Consider the following 17,945-nt stretch of genomic DNA (forward strand, 5'->3'; position numbering starts at 1 on the left):
CCGCGCACTAAGATCACGATAAAGTGGCACGTTTACTCACATACCCGACATATCGCCAAAGGAGTGGCAACGTTCCGGCATGAATCAGACCTTGCCGAAGGCCGGGCACTATCAGCCGACCCGGTACGGCTCGGCGTCGGCGCGGCGCAGGGTGAGGCCGAGGCCGGGCGCCTCGGGGCTGGGCCGGACGCTGCCGCCACTCGGATCCAGCACGCCGTCGAAGAACATCGACTCGATGCGCACATGGTCGTGGAACCATTCCAGGTGGCGCAGGTTGAGGGTGGCCGCGGCGGCGTGCGCGTGCAGGTGCGGCGCGCAGTGACCGGAGATCTGCAGGCCGTGCGAGGCCGCGACGGCGGCGACGCGGAGCCATTCGCTGACGCCCCCGCAGCGGGACACGTCGGCCTGCAGGCAGTCGACCGCCCCCGCCTGGCACATCCGCCGGAAATAAGTAAGGTCGCACCCGTATTCTCCGGCCGCGACCTCGGGCAGGACCGCGTCACGGACCGCACGCAACCCGTGGAGATCGTCTGAGGAGACCGGCTCCTCCAACCAGCGCACGTCCAGGTCGGCCGCCTCTCCCATCACCCGGACCGCCTGCTTGACGCTGTAGGCACCGTTGGCGTCGACGAACAGCCCGACCTCGTCGCCGACGACCTTTCTGGCCAGGCGCATCCGGTCCAGATCCCGGCCGGGGTCGGCGCCCCACGACTCACCGATCTTGATCTTCACCCTGGGAATCCGCCGCTCCTGCGTCCAGTGGACGAGCTGCCTGGTCAGCCGCCGGTCGTCATAGGTGGTGAAACCGCCGCTGCCGTAGACCGGAACCTCCTCGTGCACCGCGCCGATCAGCCGGTACAACGGCAACTTGAGCAGACGGGCCTTCAGATCCCACAGCGCCACGTCCACGGCGGAGATCGCGTATCCGGCCACTCCCGGCCTGCCGTCGTTACGGACGGCGCGGACCATCGCCCGCCACGCTCCGGCGACGTCCAGAGCGGCACGGCCGAGCAGCACCGGGGCGAGCCGGTCGCCGATGACGGCGGCGCAGGCGGCGGGCCCGTACGTCCAGCCGAGGCCGGTGACTCCATCCGCCCGCACCCGCGCCAGCACCATCGTGGTCGAATCCCACGCCAGCGTCCCGTCGGCCTCGGGTGAGTCGGTCGGGACGGTGTAGACGCTCGCCTCGGCCGACTCGATCGGCGGGTCGATCACCTGCCGCCGCCGTCACGGTGCGGGAGGAACTCCTGGGCCTTGGTCTTGATCCCCTCCTTGATGACCCCCCAGCGGTTCTCGTCGCCCCGCAGCAGCGCCTCGGCGGCGTCCTTCATCTGCTCGAAACTCGCGTGCGGCGGGATCGGCGGCACGTCCGGATCGACGTGCACGTCCAGCAGCACGGGCCGGTCGGCACCCAACGCCTGCTCCCAGGCCGGCCCGATCTCCTCGGGCCGCTCGACGGTGACGGCGCCCAGGCCGAGAGAGGCGGCGAAGCCGGCGTAGTCCACGTCGGGCAGGGTCTGCGACTGCGGGAACTTGGGCGCGCCCTGCATGGCACGCATCTCCCAGGTCACCTGGTTGAGATCGTTGTTGTGCAGCACCGCGACGATCAGCCGCGGATCGGACCACTCCCGCCAGTAGCGCTTGACGGTGATGAGCTCGGCCAGGCCGTTCATCTGCATCGCGCCGTCACCGGCGAACACGATCACCGGACGGTCCGGACAGCCGAACTTGGCGCCGATCCCGTACGGCACGCCCGGCCCCATGGTGGCCAGCGTGCCCGACAGCGAGCCGCGTATCTCGCCGCGGAAGCGCAGGTTACGGGCGTACCAGTTGGCGGCCGAACCGGAGTCGGCGGTGACGATCGCGTCGTCGGGCAACCGCGCGGACAGCTCGTGGAACAGGCGCATCGGGTTGATCGGCTTGGCCTCGACCATCGCCTCCATCCGCACGGTCTCCCACCACCGCTCCACATCGGACTCGATGCGCTCGCGCCAGGAGCGGTCCTCCTTGGGCACCAGCAGCGGGATGAGGGCCCGCAGGGTGATCGCGGCGTCTCCGACCAGGTTCACCTCGTAGGGGTAGCGCATGCCGATCTGCTTGGGATCGATGTCGATCTGCACGGCCCGCGCCTGGTCGAGGCCCGGCATGAACTGGGTGTAGGGAAAGCTGGAGCCGACGGTGAGCAACGTGTCGCAGCGGTTCATCATCTCGTAGCTCGGCCGGGTGCCCAGCAACCCGATCGAGCCGGTCACGTACGGCAGTTCGTCCGACAGCACGTCCTTGCCCAGCAGCGCCTTGGCCACGCCCGCCCCCAGCAGTTCGGCGACCCGCTGCAGTTCCTCACGTGCCCTTCTGGCGCCCGAACCGGCCAGGATCGCGACCCTCTCACCGGCGTTCAGCAGGTCCGCGGCGTAGCGGAGCGCGGTGCCGTCGGGAGAGATCGCCGGCCAGTCGACGCCCAGGCTGGAGGGCACCATCTTGAACGCGTGGCCCGGCGCGGAGTACTCCAGCTCCTGCACGTCGGCGGGCAGGATGACCGCGGTCGGCGCCCGCTCGGCCAGCGCCACCCGGATCGCCCGGTCCAGCACATTCGGCAGTTGCTCGGGCACGGTGACCATCTGCACGTAGTCGCCCGCCACGTCCTTGTACAGCGACAGCAGGTCGACCTCCTGCTGGTAGGAGCCGCCCATCGCGCTGCGGTTGGTCTGGCCGACGATCGCCACCACCGGGACGTGGTCGAGCTTGGCGTCGTAGAGCCCGTTGAGCAGGTGGACGGCGCCCGGTCCCGAGGTCGCCGCGCAGACGCCGAGGCGTCCGGCGAACTTGGCGTAACCGACCGCCTCGAACGCGCTCATCTCCTCGTGCCGCGCCTGGACGAACCTCGGCCGGTCACCGGCCCGCCCCCAGGCGGCGAGCAGGCCGTTGATGCCGTCGCCCGGATAGCCGAAGACCCTCTCGACCCCCCACTCACGCAGACGTTCCAGCAGATAGTCGGCAACGGTCATCGACGCCATCGGTCGTCCCCCCAAAGATCAGGCGACAGCCCTCCCCCAGGACGTCCCCCTTGACCTCGCTTACCCGCCGACCAGCCGTTCTACCGTTGCGTTTGACGAACCGGGGGCAAATAGAAGTGATGACAGTGTTCAAAGGCGGCATCCACTCGCTGCGCGAATACGCACTGATCGCCGACGGCGAGCGCGCCGCGCTCGTCGATCCGGACGGGGGCTACGCGTGGATGTGCTTCCCCTCGTGGGACTCACCGGCCGTCTTCAGCGCGCTGGTCGGCGGCGCGGGAGGCTACTGGGTCCGGCCCGAGGACGAGTGGCGGGTGTGGGGAGGGTACTACGAGAGGCGCAGCCTGATCTGGCGGAGCCGCTGGGTGACCGGCGACGGGGTGGTGGAGTGCCGGGAGGCGCTGAGCCGTCCGGCCGACGGCGACCGGGCGATTCTGCTCCGCAGAATCGAGGTGATCAGCGGTCTCGCACGGATCCGTGTCGCTCTGGACATCAGAGCCGGTTTCGGCCGCCATACGATGACCGCGCTGCGCCGTTCGGGACAGCTGTGGACCGGACGCAGCGGCGAGGTCCGCATCCGCTGGGCGGGTGCCGCCCGCGCGGAACCGGTGGACGGGGGCCTGACCATGTGCCTGGACCTCGGAGCCGGCCAGGTACACGATCTCGTTCTCGAACTGTCGGCCGAAGATCGTACCGACCCGCTGGCCGCGGACGCCCTGTGGGCCGCGACCGAGAACGGCTGGCGGGCGAGCGTACCGGCCTGCGACGACACGATCGCGCCACGGGACGCCCAGCTCGCGTACGCGGTGCTGACCGGCCTGACCAGCCGTACCGGCGGGATGGTCGCGGCGGTGACGACGTCGCTGCCGGAGCGGAGCGGCGGGCACCGCAACTATGACTACCGGTATGCCTGGATTCGTGATCAATGCTATGCCGGCCAGGCGGTGGCGGCCCACGGCGGCCGGCTCGAACTGCTCGACGCCTCGGTGGCCTTCGTCGCCGAGCGGATCCTCGCCGCCCGCGAGCATCTGAGGCCCGCCTACACGGTGACCGGTCACCCGGTGCCGTCGGAGGCACCGGCGCCGCTGCCCGGTTATCCCGGGGGGAACATGATCATCGGCAACCGCGTCACCGGCCAGTTCCAGCTCGACGTCTTCGGCGAGGCGTTGCTGCTGTTCGCCGCCGCCCAGCGGGCGGATCGGCTGCCTCCCGAGGCCGTCCGCGCGGCGCGCGTCGCCGTGGCGGCGATCGCCAAGCACTGGCAGGAACCGGAGGCCGGCATCTGGGAGATCGACGACCGGCGGTGGACGCACTCCCGGCTGATCTGCGTGGCCGGCCTGCGGGCCTTTTCCGCCCTCGTCGCGAACACCGCCGAGACGGCCGGATGGCTCTCCCTCGCCGAGACGATCCTGGCCGCCACGACCAGGTCCAGCCTGAACGCCGAGGGCCGCTGGCGGCGCTCCCCCGGCGACGACCGCGTCGACGCGTCCCTCCTCCTTCCGCCGTTGCGCGGCGCGCTGCCCGGCGACGATCCGCGCACCGTCGCGACGCTGGCGGCGGTCCGCGACACGCTCGTCCAGGAGGGGTTCGTCTACCGCTACCGGATCGACGAAGGCCCCCTCGGTGAGGCCGAGGGGGCGTTCACCCTCTGCGGTTTCCTGCTCGCCCTGGCCGAGCACCAGCAGGGAAACGCCGCCCGGGCACTCGGCTGCTTCGAACGGATCCGGTCCGGCTGCGGCACCACCGGCCTGTTCACCGAGGAGTACGACGTGACCCAGCGCCAGCTCCGCGCCAACCTGCCGCAGGCTTTCGTCCACGCCATGCTGCTGGAAAGCGCGACCCGGCTGGCCCACTGACGCTCAGCGGCGCATCCGGCACAGCAGGCGCAGACCGGCCAGCCCCAGCAGGGCTCCCGCCGCCAGCACCGCGCGATGCTCCGCCGCCCACAGCTGGTAGCTGCGCGGATGGGAGCGCTCGTCGAAGACCCCGTGCGCGCCGTAGTCCCGGCCGTCCTCACCGTCGGCGGGCCGCCACAGGTTGGCGGGCTGGTCGGGGTCACGACGCTGATCCGTCTGCTGGGACTCGAAACCCGTCCTCGCCAGGTAGTGGTCCAACAGCCCGGGAACGACCTTGTTGGCCAGCAGGGTGGCGACGGTGCTGCCACCGACCCAGTACTCCCGGCGCTTCGGATGATCGGCGGCGTACAGCAGCGCCCGGGCCGCGACCTCCGGCTGGTAGATGGGCGGGACCGGCTGCGCCTGTTTCGGCAGGCGGGACAGAACCCAGCCGAACTGCGGCGTGTTCACCGCGGGCATGTGCACGATCGTGACCCGCACCCCGCTGCCGTGGTGCAACAGCTCAGTGCGCAGCGATTCATGGAACCCCTGGATGGCATGTTTCGCCCCGCAATAGGCTGACTGCAGAGGAATGCCACGTTTGGCCAGCGCCGATCCGGTCTGCACGATCACGCCGCGGTCACGCGGCAGCATCAGATCCAGCGCCACCCTCGTGCCGTGGACGAATCCCAGGTAGGTCACCTCCGTGACCCGTTTGAACTCCTCCGGCTCGATGTCGACGAACTCGGCGAACACCGAGCTGAACGCCACGTTCACCCATACGTCGATCGGGCCGAGCTCCCTTTCGGCACGCCGCCCCGCCTCCCGGACCGCGTCGTAGTCGGCCATGTCCGTCGGGAGCGCGAGCGCCTGGCCGCCGGCCGCCGTCACATCCTCGGCCGCCCCTCGCAGCCCGACCTCCCCCCGTGCCAGCAGGGCCACTTTCGCCCCCTGGGCACCGAAGGCCCGCGCGGTCGCACGGCCGATCCCCCCGCTGGCTCCCGTGACCACCACCACCCGTCCGGCCATCGCCAGAACCTCCCACCGACGTTTGAACACAGGACCCACGGCCACACATCCCGCCCGCGCGCTGCCGCGACGGACCCGAACGCGCGCCCCGGCCTCACCGGGCGTGTCGGGGGTGAGCTCAGCGACGCCGGGACCGGTACCGAGAACGGGCCGAGTCGTTCCCCCGGCTGGGCTTCCACCGTTCTCCCGTGATCAGTACGAAGCCCGCGGCGACGGCGGTCAACACGAGGCCCACGAGAAACAAGAGCCACGACTGCGCGATTCCGGCCCCGAGTGCGAAAACCAGGAAAACGATGAACCCGAAACAGGAAACGATCAACTGGATGTTCAGCGGTCGCCCCATACCCGTCCCCTACCCCTGGGGAAGATTCCAACCGCCCCACCAGGTGGGCATGCCGAACACAGCCGGTGCCTTGACCCGATTCCGACTCTTCACCTGAATCTCCCGAGGATGCCCTGGCCTTCGGGCCGGGGAGGAATCGGGAGCGGGAGGGCCGTCAAGGCCCGAGTGCGCCCTGACCGGTCGGTCATGTCGATCGGCTTCTTTCTGAGTCGTGTAGCGGAAACACGGAACGGAAGAACCAGTGAATGGCATGCTCATTGCGTGCTGGTGACGGAGATGCTGAAACTCGCCCCGAGCGCTGAGCAGCGCGAGGCGCTGGCGGCGACGATGCGGGCATGCAACGCCGCCGCCAACCGGGCCGCCGAGGTGGCGTTCGAGCACCACACCGCCGGCAAGATCGCCGTGCAGAAGCTGGTGTACGCCGACCTGCGGGCCGGGTTCGCTCTGTCGGCGCAGATGGCCATCCGGTCGATCGCCAAGGCATGCGAGGCCTACAGGCGGGACAAGAACATCAAGCCGGTGTTCCGCGAACTGGGCGCGGTCGCCTACGACCAGCGCATCCTGTCCTGGAAAGGCCGCGAGGCGGTCAGCGTCCTCACCCTCACCGGCCGCATCATCGTCCCCGTCGTCTACCGGGGCCGCTGGTCGACGACCAGCGGAGCCACCATACGGGGACAGGCCGATCTCCTCTACCGCGACGGCATGTTCTTCCTCGCCGTCGTCATCGACGTGCCCGAAGCACCGCGGGGTGACGAGCCGGACGAGTGGCTGGGCGTGGATCTCGGCATCGTGAACCTGGCCACCGACTCCACCGGCGAAACCCACACCGGCAAGGGCGTACGCGCCGTACGGCGGCGCAACGCCCGCCTGCGGGCAACGCCTGCAGGCCAAGGGCACCAAGTCCGCCAAGCGGCTTCTCAAGGCGCGTCGCCGCAAGGAGTCCCGGTTCGCCCGTAACACCAACCACGTCATCTCCAAGCATCTGGTCGGCAAAGCCAAAGACACCCGGACCGGGATCGCCCTCGAAGACCTCGAAGGCATCCGCGAGCGGGTAACGGTTCACAAGGCTCGGCGTGCCGACCTGCACTCGTGGGCGTTCCACCAGCTGCGCACGTTCGTGACCTACAAGGCGGCCATCGCCGGGGTGCCCGTGCGTCTGGTCGATCCCCGTAACACCTCCCGCACCTGTCATCGGTGCGGGCACTGCGACAAGCGCAACCGTCCCAGCCGGGACGACTTCAAAGCCTCGGCTGCGGGTTCGCCGGCCCCGCCGACCACAACGCTGCGATCAACATCGGTCGCAGGGCAGTGAGTCACGCTGCCGACGACGCGGCCTGAACCGTGCACCCCATGCACGGCGAGGAGCTGCAAGCTCGGTCCCTTCAGGACCGAGAAGCTGACACAGAACGCGTACCGCAGCGGATCGCCACGGTCACCGACGCCTGTCACCTGGATGTCTCCTCAACGGCCGGGCGGGCCTGGCCCCGTTGTCCGCCTGGACGCGGACGAGATTCGAGCGCAGGTCGTCACCGGCCTCGCCGCGGCTGCTGGAGCGCTCGCCGTCGGTGAAGGCCGGGCGGCCCCATGCGGACGCCACCCGGCCGGGCCTGTCTCAGCCCACCGACACCCGAAGAACGATCTTGCCTCGCACGTGCCCGCTCTGGCTCAACCGGAAGGCCTCGGCGGCCTCCGACAGATCCAGCACCGTCGCGATCTCCGGGACGACCAGACCGTTCTCGATCATCTGTCGCAGCTCGTCGAGGTCCGCCGTGCTCGGCCTGGCGAACACGAAGACGCCGCCGTGCTCCAGCACGCCGTCGTTGGTCAGCGAGACGACCCGCCCCCGCGCGTCCTCGCGCAGCAGGCCGAGGGAGGAGACCAGCGTCTCGCCGCCGTACATGTCCACGATCGCGCTGACACCGGCCGGCGCGAGCATCCGGACCCGCTCGCCGAGCCCGGGGCCGTAGGTGACCGGCTCGGCGCCGAGGCCCCGCAGGTAGTCGTGGTTACGGGCCGAGGCGGTGCCGATGACACGTGCTCCCAGGGCGGCGGCGATCTGTACGGCGAACGACCCGACACCGCCCGCCGCGGCCTGCACCAGCACGGTGTCACCGGCCCCCACCCGCAGCGCGTGGACGAGCGACTGGTAGGCGGTGAGGCCGGCGATGGGGACGGCCGCCGCCTGCTCCCAGCTCAGATTGGCCGGCTTGCGGGCGATGGTGCGCACCGGCGCGGCCACCCGCTCGGCGTAGGTCCCCCTTCCGATGGAATCCTCGCGCACGTACCCGACCACCTCGTCCCCCACCGCGAAGCCGGTGACCGTCGGGCCGACCTTCGCGATCACTCCTGCGACGTCCCAGCCGGGGACGACGGGAAAATGCACGTCGAAACGGCTGTCCAGACGCCCGGCGGCTATCTGCCAGTCGACCGGGTTGACCGACACCGTCCTGACGTCGATGAGAACGGACTCCGGGCCGAGTTTCGGCTCGGGGACCTCCCCCATCTCCAGGACCTCCGGCCCTCCGTAGCGCCGGTAAACGACCGCCTTCATCAAATCCTCCAACGTGGAAACCCCCGCCTTCGGGCGGGGGATGGAGACGGGGAGTCTCCTCCCCCGCAGAGGGGAGCCTTCCGGTGATGAGCCGATACCGCCCTCGGGACTGGGACGGCCGTGGAAACCATCGGACCGGATCAGCGGTAGTAGCCCTCGACCGGGACGCGCGCCTCGTCGAACAGGGCGGGGCCCTCCTGGCGGGCGCCGGTGCCGGACGCCTCCGGCTTGAGACTCGCGAGCTGTTCGGTGGAGAGCGCGAACACCACTCGGCCGAGGCCGGATCGTTCGATCGCGCCCGTGCACATGGGGCAGGGCTGGCAGCTCGTGTACATGGTCGTGGTGGCCGCGGCGGCGGGGTCGAGCTCGCGGGCCGCCCACCTGGCCAGCTTGAGCTCGGGGTGGGCGGTGATGTCGGCGTCGCTGAGAACCGTGTTGCGGTCCTCGGCGAGCACGGTGCCGTCCGGGCCCGCCAGCAGTGACCCGAACGGCGGGTCACCGGCCGCCCGCGCCGCGGCGGCAAGCTCGATGGCCCTGCGCAGCAGGTGTTCGTCGTCGCGCGTCATGGTTGCCTTCTCTCTGAGTGACGCGTACCCGGATACCAGTGGGCGGCCACGGTGGCGAGCGCCTGCCACGCCGCCCGCGGACGGAGCGTCTCGTCCGGGTCGCCGTTGAACGGATCGAGCACGACGGTGTCGGAGCCCAGGAGGCGCAGCTGTTCGAGGTCGTCGAGCACCTGGTCGATCGTGCCCTCCCCGGCGAGCCGCCCGGGGTCGGTGATCGGTGCCTCGGTGAGCCGCAGGGCGATCCGGGGGGCCAGGGCGGGCACCGGCCGCCGGGACTCCTCGGCGATGGTCCTCAACCGCCCCAGCGCCTCGCGCAGCCAGGGCAGGGTGACCCGCAGTGGATGCCACGCCTCGCCGAGGTGTACCGCCCGGCGCAGGCCGGCGTCGCTGTTGCCGCCGACCCAGATCGGTATCCGCCCGGCGCGGTAGTCCTTGTCATCGTTCCAGGCGGCGCGGATCACCCGGAGGTGCTCGTCGGTCAGCGCCCCACGCCGCTGGAACGGGACTCCGAGCGCGTCGAACTCCTGCCGCGCCCAGCCGACGCCCACGCCGAGGACGAGCCGTCCCCCGCTGAGCCGGTTGAGGTTGGCGGCCATCCGGGCGACGAGCAGCGGGTGCCGGTAGGGCACGATGAGCACCGTGGTCCCGAGCCTGACCCTGCCGGTGATGCCGGCCAGCCAGGCGAGGGTGGTGAAGGGTTCGTAGAACGGCGCCGGGTACTGTTCGGCGACGTCGGGTGTTATCGCGATGTGGTCGGAGACCATGAGCAGGTCGAAACCCAGGCCCTCCACCGTCTGCGCCCAGTCGCGCAGCACGCCGGGGTCGGTGCCCGGCCCAAAATTCGGGACATTAACGCCTATTTGCACTGGTTCAGGCTATCCAGCTGCTGTTTTCCAATGGAAGAGAGTTTTCCCGGCGTAATATTAGATATGCCGTGAATATGCCGGTACCTTTGCCGGATGACCGAGAGTCTCGACGCCACCGACTGGTCGATCCTGGTCGAGGTCCAGCGAGACGGCCGCATCCCGCTGACCGAGCTGGGACGGCGGGTGAACCTCAGCGCCTCCGCCACCACCGAGCGGATCAGGCGCCTGGAGGCGGCGGGCGTCATCACCGGCTACCACGCCCATGTCGACCTGGCGAAGGTCGGCTTCGCCGTGCTCGCCGTGGTACGCCTGAAGTATCCGGGCAGCCGGCACCAGCACCGGCCCCTGCACCGGCTGCTCGACGAGCGCCCCGAGATCCTGGAGTGCCTGCGGACCACCGGCGACGACTGCTACGTGCTGAAGATGGCCGCGACCTCCATGGCCCACCTCGAACAGCTCGTTGACGAACTGGCCCGGTTCGGCAGCACCACCACCAACCTCGTCTACAGCCAGACCCTGCCCTACCGCGGCCCCCAGGGCCCCCGGGACCCCTGCCCCACACGGGGTCCCGCCGGTCCCGACCCGGGAACGTCTCAGCAGACCGGCTAGTCGGTGTCGTAGGAGACCAGCAGGCTCAGCACCTTCCCGCGCGGGCTGAGCGCGCCGACCGCGAGCTCCTGGTCCGTCCAGTACGGCGTGCGCCTGGTGATCCTGAACAGCAGCCACCGCCACCGGGCTGCGAGCTCGTTGACCCGGTGGACGGACGCGTCGGCGGGGGCGCGCACCAGACCGGCGACCGACCGCCACGCCGCCAGCCTGCCGTACCCGCCGCGGAGCCCGGAGGAGTAAGAGGCGTCGCAGTAGGCGGAGGTGAACAGCTCGCCCAGCACCGCGCCCAGGCTGCCCCGCCCCCCGTGCAACGCGGTCTCCGCTCCGAAGGCCCCCGGCAGGAAGGCGTTCACCCCCAGCGGCACCAGCTCCTCAGGGCCGACGGCCCCGGGAAGTTCGAAGATCTTCGCCCATCCTGATGAATTCCAGTGCTCCACCGCCGTGGTGATGAGCCGCTCCTCCTGCCGGGTGCTCACCGTCGCGGGCTCCCCACCGGGAACCCCTGCGGGCGCGCGACCGTCCAGGAAGATCCGCGCGACCTCCGGGTGCTCGGGAATGTAGTGCTCGCGCCGGGGAACCCAGCCCGACTCGAACCAGGGCGCGCGCATCCGGCGCTCCCCCCTGCCGAGCCTCAGGGGCAGTCCCGCGAGAGGATGCCCCAGCTCGCGCAGGGCGGCGGCGCACCGCACCGCCGCCGGCACCCGGGTCAGGTTGACCCCGCGCACCACCAGCTCCTGCGCCAGGCAGGCGATCAGTTCCGCCCAGGTGTCCGGCTCGGCGGGCACACACCCGAACAGCGGCAACAGGTGGTGGACCCGCCGGGACTCGGCCAGCAGCGCGGCCAGGTCGCGGACCTCCCGAAGCCGCCGCTCACCGACGTAGTGACCGCGTACCAGCTCGGCCAGCGACCCGGCATCTCCGGGAACGCGCGCCAGGATCGGCCCATGTGGCCCGTCAACGAGCCCGTGCGAGATCACGAAGGCTCCTCCGGCGGCCTCGCCCGCATGCTCGTTCCTCCTCGTGTCGAAAACCCGTCCTTTGCCAATCGGCTGCCATTACACTACGTAATCAAGCGGTGACCGAAACGGCGGCGTTCCGTATGCCCGCCGTCACGGAAACAGGAGACGGCCGACAAGGGGATCCGGACGATCGACGATCATGCCGGTGACGGCGGAGTTGAGCAAGGCGACCTCGGCGGAATCCTCCGGAAGAGCGGCGATCCGAGCTCGCCCCGGAGCGCGGGCCCCACGTCACGGGCCCCACGTCACGGTCTCCGCGTCACGGTCTTCGCGGACAGCAGGCGTGAGGTGATCGGCATCTCACACCGAACACGAGGAGTGAAGATGAACACAGGTCGTCGCGGCGTCTCCGGCCCCCTGGGCGAGCAGAGCCGCTCCACAAGGGCATTCCGCGTCCGCGCGCTGCCGGCGGTCGGCGCGATCATCGGCATGGCCCTGCTGGCGACGGGCACCCCCGCCTTCGCGGCTTCGGCCACCGCCCACGGGGCCGGGGCGCGCACGGGCGCCGCGCAGGCCGGCACGGCCGGCCGGCTACCCGCCGGCGACGACGTGTACCGCGACTGGTTCTCAAGCCACTCCAACTGCGTGGCAGCCGGCCAGGGGGGAATCGACCGAGGCCACTGGGAGCACTACACCTGCTCCGAGGGCGACTGGTTCTGGCACCTGTGGACCAACCGCTGAGCGACGGACAGCGGCGCGTCCGAATCCGTCTTCGCTCTTCGGGGAGGGTCTTCAGTCCGGAAGCCCGGTCGGCGGCGGATTTTCACCGAGCCGACCCCTTTACGATGTAGATCAAGAAACGGCGAATCCCCGTTCCTCACCGCGCCCGCGGTGAGGAACGGGGATTCTACTCGCCGGAACCTCAACGGCGAGTGGACGCCGTGCGGAAGCGGGCTCGGTTGTGTGCAATGGCCCCATGGCTGCTGTACCGATATGGACCGACCTGCTGCAGACCCGATCCGCCCTCTGCCTGGGACTCGCCCCCTCCCCCAAGTGGCTGGAGGCATGGCGAATGCCCGACGACGTGGGGGGCGCCCGGCGAATGTGCGCGACGGTGCTGGAGGCCGCGGGCGAGCAGGTGGCCGTCTACCGGATCCAGGCGCCGTTCTTCACCCGGTTCGGCACCGCGGGCACCGCCCTGCTGCGTGACGTCGTCGACGGCGTGCACGAGCGGGGCTCGCTGGCGGTGCTGGACGCGAAGGTGTGCGACGCCGACGACACGATGGACTCCTACGCCGACCTCTACCTGGGGCCCGGCAGCGTGCTGCGCGGGGACGCGGTGACGGCGACCCCGTTCATGGGCTTCGGCTCCCTCGGCCCGCTGCTGCGCCGGGCCTGGGACAGCGGAACGCTGGTCATGGTGCTCGTACGCACCTCCAACCACGCGGCCGGCGGGGTGCAGTGCGCCATGACCGGCTCGCGCACCGTCGCCCAGCGCACCGCCGACGAGGTGCGGGAGTGGAACGACGAGCACGGCGTGGCGGCGGCGGCCGTGGTCGGAGCCGCCCCCGGGGAGGCCCGCGACCTGGTGGCCCGGATGCCGTCCGCGGTCGTGGAACTGCCCGGCCTGGGCCGGGCCGGCCGCGACACCCGCGACCTCGTCGCCGTCGCCGCCGGCGCGCCGGGGCGGGCCGTGCTGCCGGTCACCACCGGGGTGCTGCGGCACGGTCCTGACGTCGCCGCGCTGGAGGCGAGCATCGCGACCTGGCGGAAGGAGATCGGCGCGGGGGTCCCGGCATGCTGATCGAACTGCGGCCCGGCACCTCCGCCGAGGCCGCCGAGGAGGTGGCGGCGCGGGCCGGGGCGCACGAGGACGTCACCGCCTGGCCGGTGCGCCTGGCCGGAAGGGTGTTCGTCGTGGTGAGCGGCGACGAATCCCTCGCCCACGTACCCGCCTCACCCGCCGTGCTGGCCCGCCGCCCCACCCCCGACGGCCACTGGCTGGTACGGCGCGACAGCGGCGTGGCCCCGCGCGAGGTGACGATCGGCCCACCGCTGTCCGGCCCGCCGGAGGCGCCTCGGCAGGTCGGGGTGGTCGGAGGGCCGAGGCTGTGGTGGGCGGCGGGACCGTGCGCGCTGGAATCGACCGAGGACGCGGTCGAGACGGCCCTGACGGTCAGAGCACAGGGGGCGCACGCGCTGCGGGCCGGGCTGTCCAAGACGCGCAGCAGTCCCTATCACTTTCCCGGCAGGGGCCTGCGGGGCCTGGAGGCGCTGGCGGAGATCCGGCGTGCGGCGGCCATCCCGGTGATCACCGAGGTCTGTGACCCGCGCGAGGTGGCGGCCGTCGCCGAGGTGGCCGACTGCCTGCAGGTGGACGGCCGGCAACTGGACAACCGGCCGCTCCTGGCCGAGCTGGGTGCTCAGCGACGCCCTGTGCTGCTGATGCGGGGGCCACGGGCGAGCCTGGACGACTGGCTGCGGGCCGCTGAGTTCGTCTTCACCCGGGGTAACAGTGCCGTGGTGCTCTGCGCGGGTGCCACCGGAACGCCGCAGCAGCCCGGCTTCGGGGCGATCACCGCGCTGCGCGCCCGTACCGAGCTGCCCGTGATCTTCGACCCCAGCCACAGCACCCGCTCCGCCTCGCTGGTGGCCCCGGCCGCGCTGGCGGCCTCGGCGTACGGTGCGGACGGGCTGCTCATCGAGTCGTGTACGAAGCCCGAGCGGCTGTATCGCCCCGGCGACGCGGCTCACATGTTCCCCCCCGAATCCCTGGCGGACCTGGTCGCCACCTGCGAGCGGGTCCGGGACTCCGCACGATCCCTGGAGGTCTCGTGTTGACCGCTCGCCTGAGCACCGCGAGCTGGCTGGTACCGCTGCGGCGGCCGGAACGGCCTCGCGCGCGGCTGGTCTGCGTGCCCAACGCGGGAGGCGGCGCCACGACGTTCCGCGGCTGGGCCGGCCTGCCGGCCGACGACGTGGAACTGTGGGCGGTGCGTTCCCCCGGCCGGGAGACCCGCATCGGGGAGAAGCCGCCGCACCGGCTGTCGATGATCGTCGATCCGGTGATCGACGAACTGTCGCGCCTGGCCCCGCTGCCGTTCGCGCTGTTCGGGCACAGTATGGGCGCGCTGGTGTCGTTCACCACGGCGCGGCGGCTGCGCTCGCGCGGGCTGCCGGGCCCGGGGCGGCTGTTCGTCTCCGGCTGGAACGCCCCCCAGATCCGCGACGGCATGCCGCGGCTCGGGCGACTCTGCGACGAGGACCTGATGCGAGTGCTGCACCGGCTGGACGGCATCCCGCCGGAGGTGATCGGCAACGCGGAGCTGATGAGCCTCGTCATGCCGGTGCTCCGCGCCGACCTGAACGTGGCCGAGTCCTACGTCCACCAGGACGAGCCGCCGCTGGCCTGCCCGATCTCGGTGTTCGGCGGGATCGGGGACCCGACGACGACGGCCGCCGGTCTGGGCGCGTGGAGCGCGCAGACGGAGTCGGCGTTCCGGCTCCGGCTGCTGCCTGGCGGGCACTTCTTCGTCCACACTCAGCGCCGGGCGGTGCTGCGTGCGATCCGGGAGGACCTCGGCACCTGCCGATGAGCGAAGGCCACGACCGAGCCGCCGCCCGGGGCCTGGGCGGCGGAACTCGCGGAGGACTCAGCGTTTCCTGGCGGTGAGCCTGCCCATGGACAGGGTGGCCTCGGCACCGTAGAAGCGGCCGACGCGCTCGGCCTCCCGCTCCAGTTCCTCGCTCCGGCCGGAATCGAGTTCGACGAACGACTCGACCTTGATCTCGACCTTGCCGCCCTTCTCCCTGCGCTCCCACATGCCGGACACGACCCCGTCGACGAGCATGACCTGGTGGGCGACCGCGCCCTCGTACCTGCCCCGGCCGTGCTCGAAGACCCGTCCGGCGGTGTCCTTGGGTACGACGACCTCCTTGGGGCCGCTGCCCAGGATGTACGCCTCGTACTGCGGCAGCAGCCGCAGGCAGCTCGCCTGTGACGGCCAGCGGCTCTCGTCGGCGGCGAGGACGTACGCCCTGCGGCCCTCGACCTCGACTCCGACGATCTCGTCGCCGAGCGACTCCAGCGCCTCGCGTGCCTCGGGCGGCCTGAGCGCGAACCAGCGGGCCAGGTCCTGGTGGGTGGCGGGACCGTACGCACGCAGGTAGCGGCGGATGATCTCCATCGCCGACTCCTCGGGGTCGGGCTGTTCGCCGAGCTCGACCTTCAGCCCCGCCCACCGGTCGGGCCTGACGTAGGTGACCTTGGCGCCCCGTACCGGCCCGAAGCAGAGCACGCCGAGGTAGGCCACCGGACGCAGCAGCTCGCCCCAGTTGGAGGCGAGCTTGTCCTTGGCCCAGGCGCCGACCCGGCCCGACACCTCCCCGGCCAGCTCCTCGCGGGTCAGGCACTCGCCGTCCAGTGCCTCGCGGACCGCGTCGACGAACGACTCGCCCTGTTTCGCGGTCAGCCCGTGGTGGGCGTGCCAGCTGCCCTTGGCGCGCCAGTAGGGCTTCCAGCGCATCGCCGCCAGCCACAAGGCCAGCTCGTCGGCGGCGTGCACGTGCAGGGTGCCGCGCAGGCTGTACGTCTTGACGAGGCGTTTGTCGTCGTAGAGCTCCGCGCGGACCTGCTCGCGGGTGGCGTCCCTCACCCGTGACCCGATGGCCAGCTCGGCCGCGGCGGCGACCTGTGCCTGCACCCCGCACACGTCACGCACGGGTTTCCGCAGGTCGCCGGAGACGGGTTTCACGAGATGGTGGCGGGCCAGCCGCCGCGCGTGGACCTGATCCCAGGTGAGCGAATTCATGGTGGATGCCTCTACCCCATCGGATGGAGCCGAACCTGGACGTGCTTGACGCCGTTGATGACCGGGGAGCGCAGGTAGTCGGGCGGTCCGAGCAGTTCGGCCGCCGACACCGAGGTCGCGAGCTCGTCCAGGAAGACGGTGAGCTCCAGCTCCGCGAGGGCGGCGCCCAGGCAGAAGTGCGGCCCGGAGCCGAACGCGACGTGCCCGTTGCGTGAGCTGCGGGGTCGTCCGACGTCGAACACCTCCGGCGCGTCGAACACCCGCTCGTCACGGTTGGCGGAGGTGTGCCAGATGACGACGTCCTGGCCCGGATGGATGGTCTTGCCGTACAGCTCGGTCTCGCGGGCGGCGCGGCGCAGCACGTGGCGGCTGGGCGAGGTCCAGCGCAGCAGCTCGCCGACCGCGCCCGGCACCAGCTCGGGTTCCTTGCGCAGCCGCTCCCACTGGTCGGGGTGCTCCATGAGGGCCAGCAGCCCTCCGACGGCGGCGTGCCGGGTGGTCTCGTTGCCGCCGAGCATCAGCACGTCGAAGAAGAGCAGGCACTCCTCCTCGCTGAGCACCCCCGCGTCCTGGGAGTGGGCCAGCAGGCTGACGATGTCGTCGCCGGGCGAGGCGCGCCGCCGCTCCACCAGGCCCTGGCAGTAGAGCAGGAGCCGGCCGTGCGCCTGGGCGGCGTTGGCGCGCACGTCGGAGGTCAGCTGGTACTCGCTGTCGTGCGAGCCGAACGCGGTGGAGGTGAGGTTGAGCATCAGGTCCCAGTCCTGGCGCGGCACGTCCAGCAGTGCGGAGATGCCCGCGACCGGCAGGGCCGCCACGACCTCGGCGAAGTCGCACTCGCCCCGCTCCAGCGCGTCGGCGAACACGTCCCTGACGACCGAGCGCAGGTACGGCTCCAGGGCGGCGATGGCCCGGGGTGTGAAGCACTTGTTGACCAGTTTGCGCAGCTCGGTGTGGCGGGGCGGATCGGTCGTGTTGATCATCTTTCCGGATCCCTGGTCACCGGTGTTGCGGTGCGGGCCAAGGGTGTTGGTCTGGTTGGAACTGAAGGTCCGGGGGTCCTTCTGCACCTTCACGCAGTCCTCGTAGCGGGTGACCGACCAGAAGCCAGGCTCCCTGCCCTCGGAGTTCCAGTACAGCGGGTCATGGTCGCGCAGGTGGCGGAAGACCTCGTGGGGTCTGTCTCCGACGTGCAGATCGGCGTCGGCCAGATCGACATCGGTCATTTACGAACCTCCCATTCCTCGGAGAAACTCCCGGCAGCCGTCATCTCGCCGGCGGGATGGCACTGATTTAAGCTTCGGGTTGTTCCGATTAAGGCGAAGGCGGGATTATAAACCGCCCGCCGGAGGGCCACCCGGGCGT

Annotated in this window: 17 protein-coding genes; 8 read left to right on the plus strand and 9 right to left on the minus strand. The window is 70.9% G+C overall.

The annotated features are described in order from the left end of the window. Window positions 1-111: 111 nt before the first annotated feature. Both ACFQVD_RS10655 and ACFQVD_RS10660 read right to left on the minus strand, forming a co-directional pair. Window positions 112-1,215, minus strand: a complete 1,104-nt coding sequence (locus ACFQVD_RS10655) for an enolase C-terminal domain-like protein (protein WP_343966129.1) — start codon at window positions 1,213-1,215, stop codon at window positions 112-114. Further along, window positions 1,212-3,014: a thiamine pyrophosphate-requiring protein gene (locus ACFQVD_RS10660; RefSeq protein ID WP_343966127.1), complete on the minus strand. Its 1,803-nt coding sequence runs from the start codon at window positions 3,012-3,014 to the stop codon at window positions 1,212-1,214. Before ACFQVD_RS10660 ends, ACFQVD_RS10655 begins: the two co-directional genes overlap by 4 nt. Before the next feature lie 119 nt (window positions 3,015-3,133). On the opposite strand from ACFQVD_RS10660, the gene ACFQVD_RS10665 reads away from it, so the two are divergent. Then, window positions 3,134-4,870, plus strand: coding sequence for a glycoside hydrolase family 15 protein (locus ACFQVD_RS10665; RefSeq protein WP_343966125.1), 1,737 nt, complete (start codon window positions 3,134-3,136; stop codon window positions 4,868-4,870). Window positions 4,871-4,873: 3 nt separating this feature from the next. Here ACFQVD_RS10665 and ACFQVD_RS10670 read toward each other — a convergent pair whose 3' ends face one another. After that, entirely contained in the window at window positions 4,874-5,878 is a 1,005-nt protein-coding gene (locus tag ACFQVD_RS10670) for an SDR family oxidoreductase (protein WP_343966122.1), read from the minus strand. Between the two features lie 604 nt (window positions 5,879-6,482). Between ACFQVD_RS10670 and ACFQVD_RS10675 the strand changes: the two genes are divergently transcribed. Together ACFQVD_RS10675 and ACFQVD_RS10680 are read left to right on the plus strand one after the other, a co-directional pair. Further along, the gene (locus ACFQVD_RS10675) at window positions 6,483-7,178 is read left to right on the plus strand and encodes a hypothetical protein (protein WP_386270964.1); all 696 of its coding nucleotides are present in this window, start codon (window positions 6,483-6,485) and stop codon (window positions 7,176-7,178) included. A 25-nt stretch (window positions 7,179-7,203) separates the two neighbouring features. After that, window positions 7,204-7,533: an IS200/IS605 family accessory protein TnpB-related protein gene (locus ACFQVD_RS10680; RefSeq protein ID WP_386274304.1), complete on the plus strand. Its 330-nt coding sequence runs from the start codon at window positions 7,204-7,206 to the stop codon at window positions 7,531-7,533. 300 nt (window positions 7,534-7,833) lie between these two features. Here the strand turns inward: ACFQVD_RS10680 and ACFQVD_RS10685 are convergent, their stop codons facing one another. From ACFQVD_RS10685 to ACFQVD_RS10695, 3 genes are all read right to left on the minus strand, one after another. Continuing rightward, the gene (locus ACFQVD_RS10685) at window positions 7,834-8,772 is read right to left on the minus strand and encodes an NADP-dependent oxidoreductase (protein ID WP_343982868.1); all 939 of its coding nucleotides are present in this window, start codon (window positions 8,770-8,772) and stop codon (window positions 7,834-7,836) included. A gap of 140 nt (window positions 8,773-8,912) precedes the next feature. Then, a complete protein-coding gene (locus ACFQVD_RS10690; protein WP_343982865.1) occupies window positions 8,913-9,338 on the minus strand; it encodes a nucleoside deaminase in 426 nt (141 codons plus the stop codon). Continuing rightward, complete coding sequence (locus ACFQVD_RS10695; RefSeq protein WP_343982862.1) at window positions 9,335-10,204, minus strand: LLM class flavin-dependent oxidoreductase; 870 nt, start codon at window positions 10,202-10,204, stop codon at window positions 9,335-9,337. Before ACFQVD_RS10695 ends, ACFQVD_RS10690 begins: the two co-directional genes overlap by 4 nt. Before the next feature lie 93 nt (window positions 10,205-10,297). Here ACFQVD_RS10695 and ACFQVD_RS10700 point away from each other — a divergent pair, with 93 nt between their 5' ends. Continuing rightward, on the plus strand, window positions 10,298-10,813 hold the full coding sequence (locus ACFQVD_RS10700) for an Lrp/AsnC family transcriptional regulator (protein ID WP_343982860.1): 516 nt from the start codon (window positions 10,298-10,300) through the stop codon (window positions 10,811-10,813). Here ACFQVD_RS10700 and ACFQVD_RS10705 read toward each other — a convergent pair. Then, window positions 10,810-11,790: a DUF6183 family protein gene (locus tag ACFQVD_RS10705; protein ID WP_343982857.1), complete on the minus strand. Its 981-nt coding sequence runs from the start codon at window positions 11,788-11,790 to the stop codon at window positions 10,810-10,812. The two genes, ACFQVD_RS10700 and ACFQVD_RS10705, sit on opposite strands and share 4 nt — an antisense overlap. Before the next feature lie 366 nt (window positions 11,791-12,156). Here ACFQVD_RS10705 and ACFQVD_RS10710 point away from each other — a divergent pair, with 366 nt between their 5' ends. From ACFQVD_RS10710 to ACFQVD_RS10725, 4 genes are all read left to right on the plus strand, one after another. Next, a complete protein-coding gene (locus ACFQVD_RS10710) occupies window positions 12,157-12,513 on the plus strand; it encodes a hypothetical protein (RefSeq protein ID WP_343982854.1) in 357 nt (118 codons plus the stop codon). 235 nt (window positions 12,514-12,748) lie between these two features. Beyond that, window positions 12,749-13,576, plus strand: a complete 828-nt coding sequence (pyrF, locus tag ACFQVD_RS10715; RefSeq protein WP_364213296.1) for an orotidine-5'-phosphate decarboxylase — start codon at window positions 12,749-12,751, stop codon at window positions 13,574-13,576. Beyond that, window positions 13,570-14,613, plus strand: coding sequence for a hypothetical protein (locus ACFQVD_RS10720; RefSeq protein WP_343982965.1), 1,044 nt, complete (start codon window positions 13,570-13,572; stop codon window positions 14,611-14,613). Before pyrF ends, ACFQVD_RS10720 begins: the two co-directional genes overlap by 7 nt. Beyond that, window positions 14,607-15,368 (plus strand): thioesterase II family protein, encoded by a 762-nt coding sequence (locus tag ACFQVD_RS10725; RefSeq protein WP_343982963.1) that lies wholly within the window; start codon window positions 14,607-14,609, stop codon window positions 15,366-15,368. The genes ACFQVD_RS10720 and ACFQVD_RS10725 overlap by 7 nt, the downstream gene beginning before the upstream one ends. 57 nt (window positions 15,369-15,425) lie before the next feature. Here ACFQVD_RS10725 and ACFQVD_RS10730 read toward each other — a convergent pair whose 3' ends face one another. Then, the gene (locus tag ACFQVD_RS10730; protein WP_343982960.1) at window positions 15,426-16,583 is read right to left on the minus strand and encodes a winged helix DNA-binding domain-containing protein; all 1,158 of its coding nucleotides are present in this window, start codon (window positions 16,581-16,583) and stop codon (window positions 15,426-15,428) included. An 11-nt stretch (window positions 16,584-16,594) separates the two neighbouring features. Continuing rightward, window positions 16,595-17,806, minus strand: coding sequence for a cytochrome P450 (locus ACFQVD_RS10735; protein ID WP_343982957.1), 1,212 nt, complete (start codon window positions 17,804-17,806; stop codon window positions 16,595-16,597). Between the last annotated feature and the right edge of the window lie 139 nt (window positions 17,807-17,945).

The organism is Streptosporangium amethystogenes subsp. fukuiense (assembly GCF_042665875.1).
Lineage (GTDB): Bacteria > Actinomycetota > Actinomycetes > Streptosporangiales > Streptosporangiaceae > Streptosporangium > Streptosporangium fukuiense.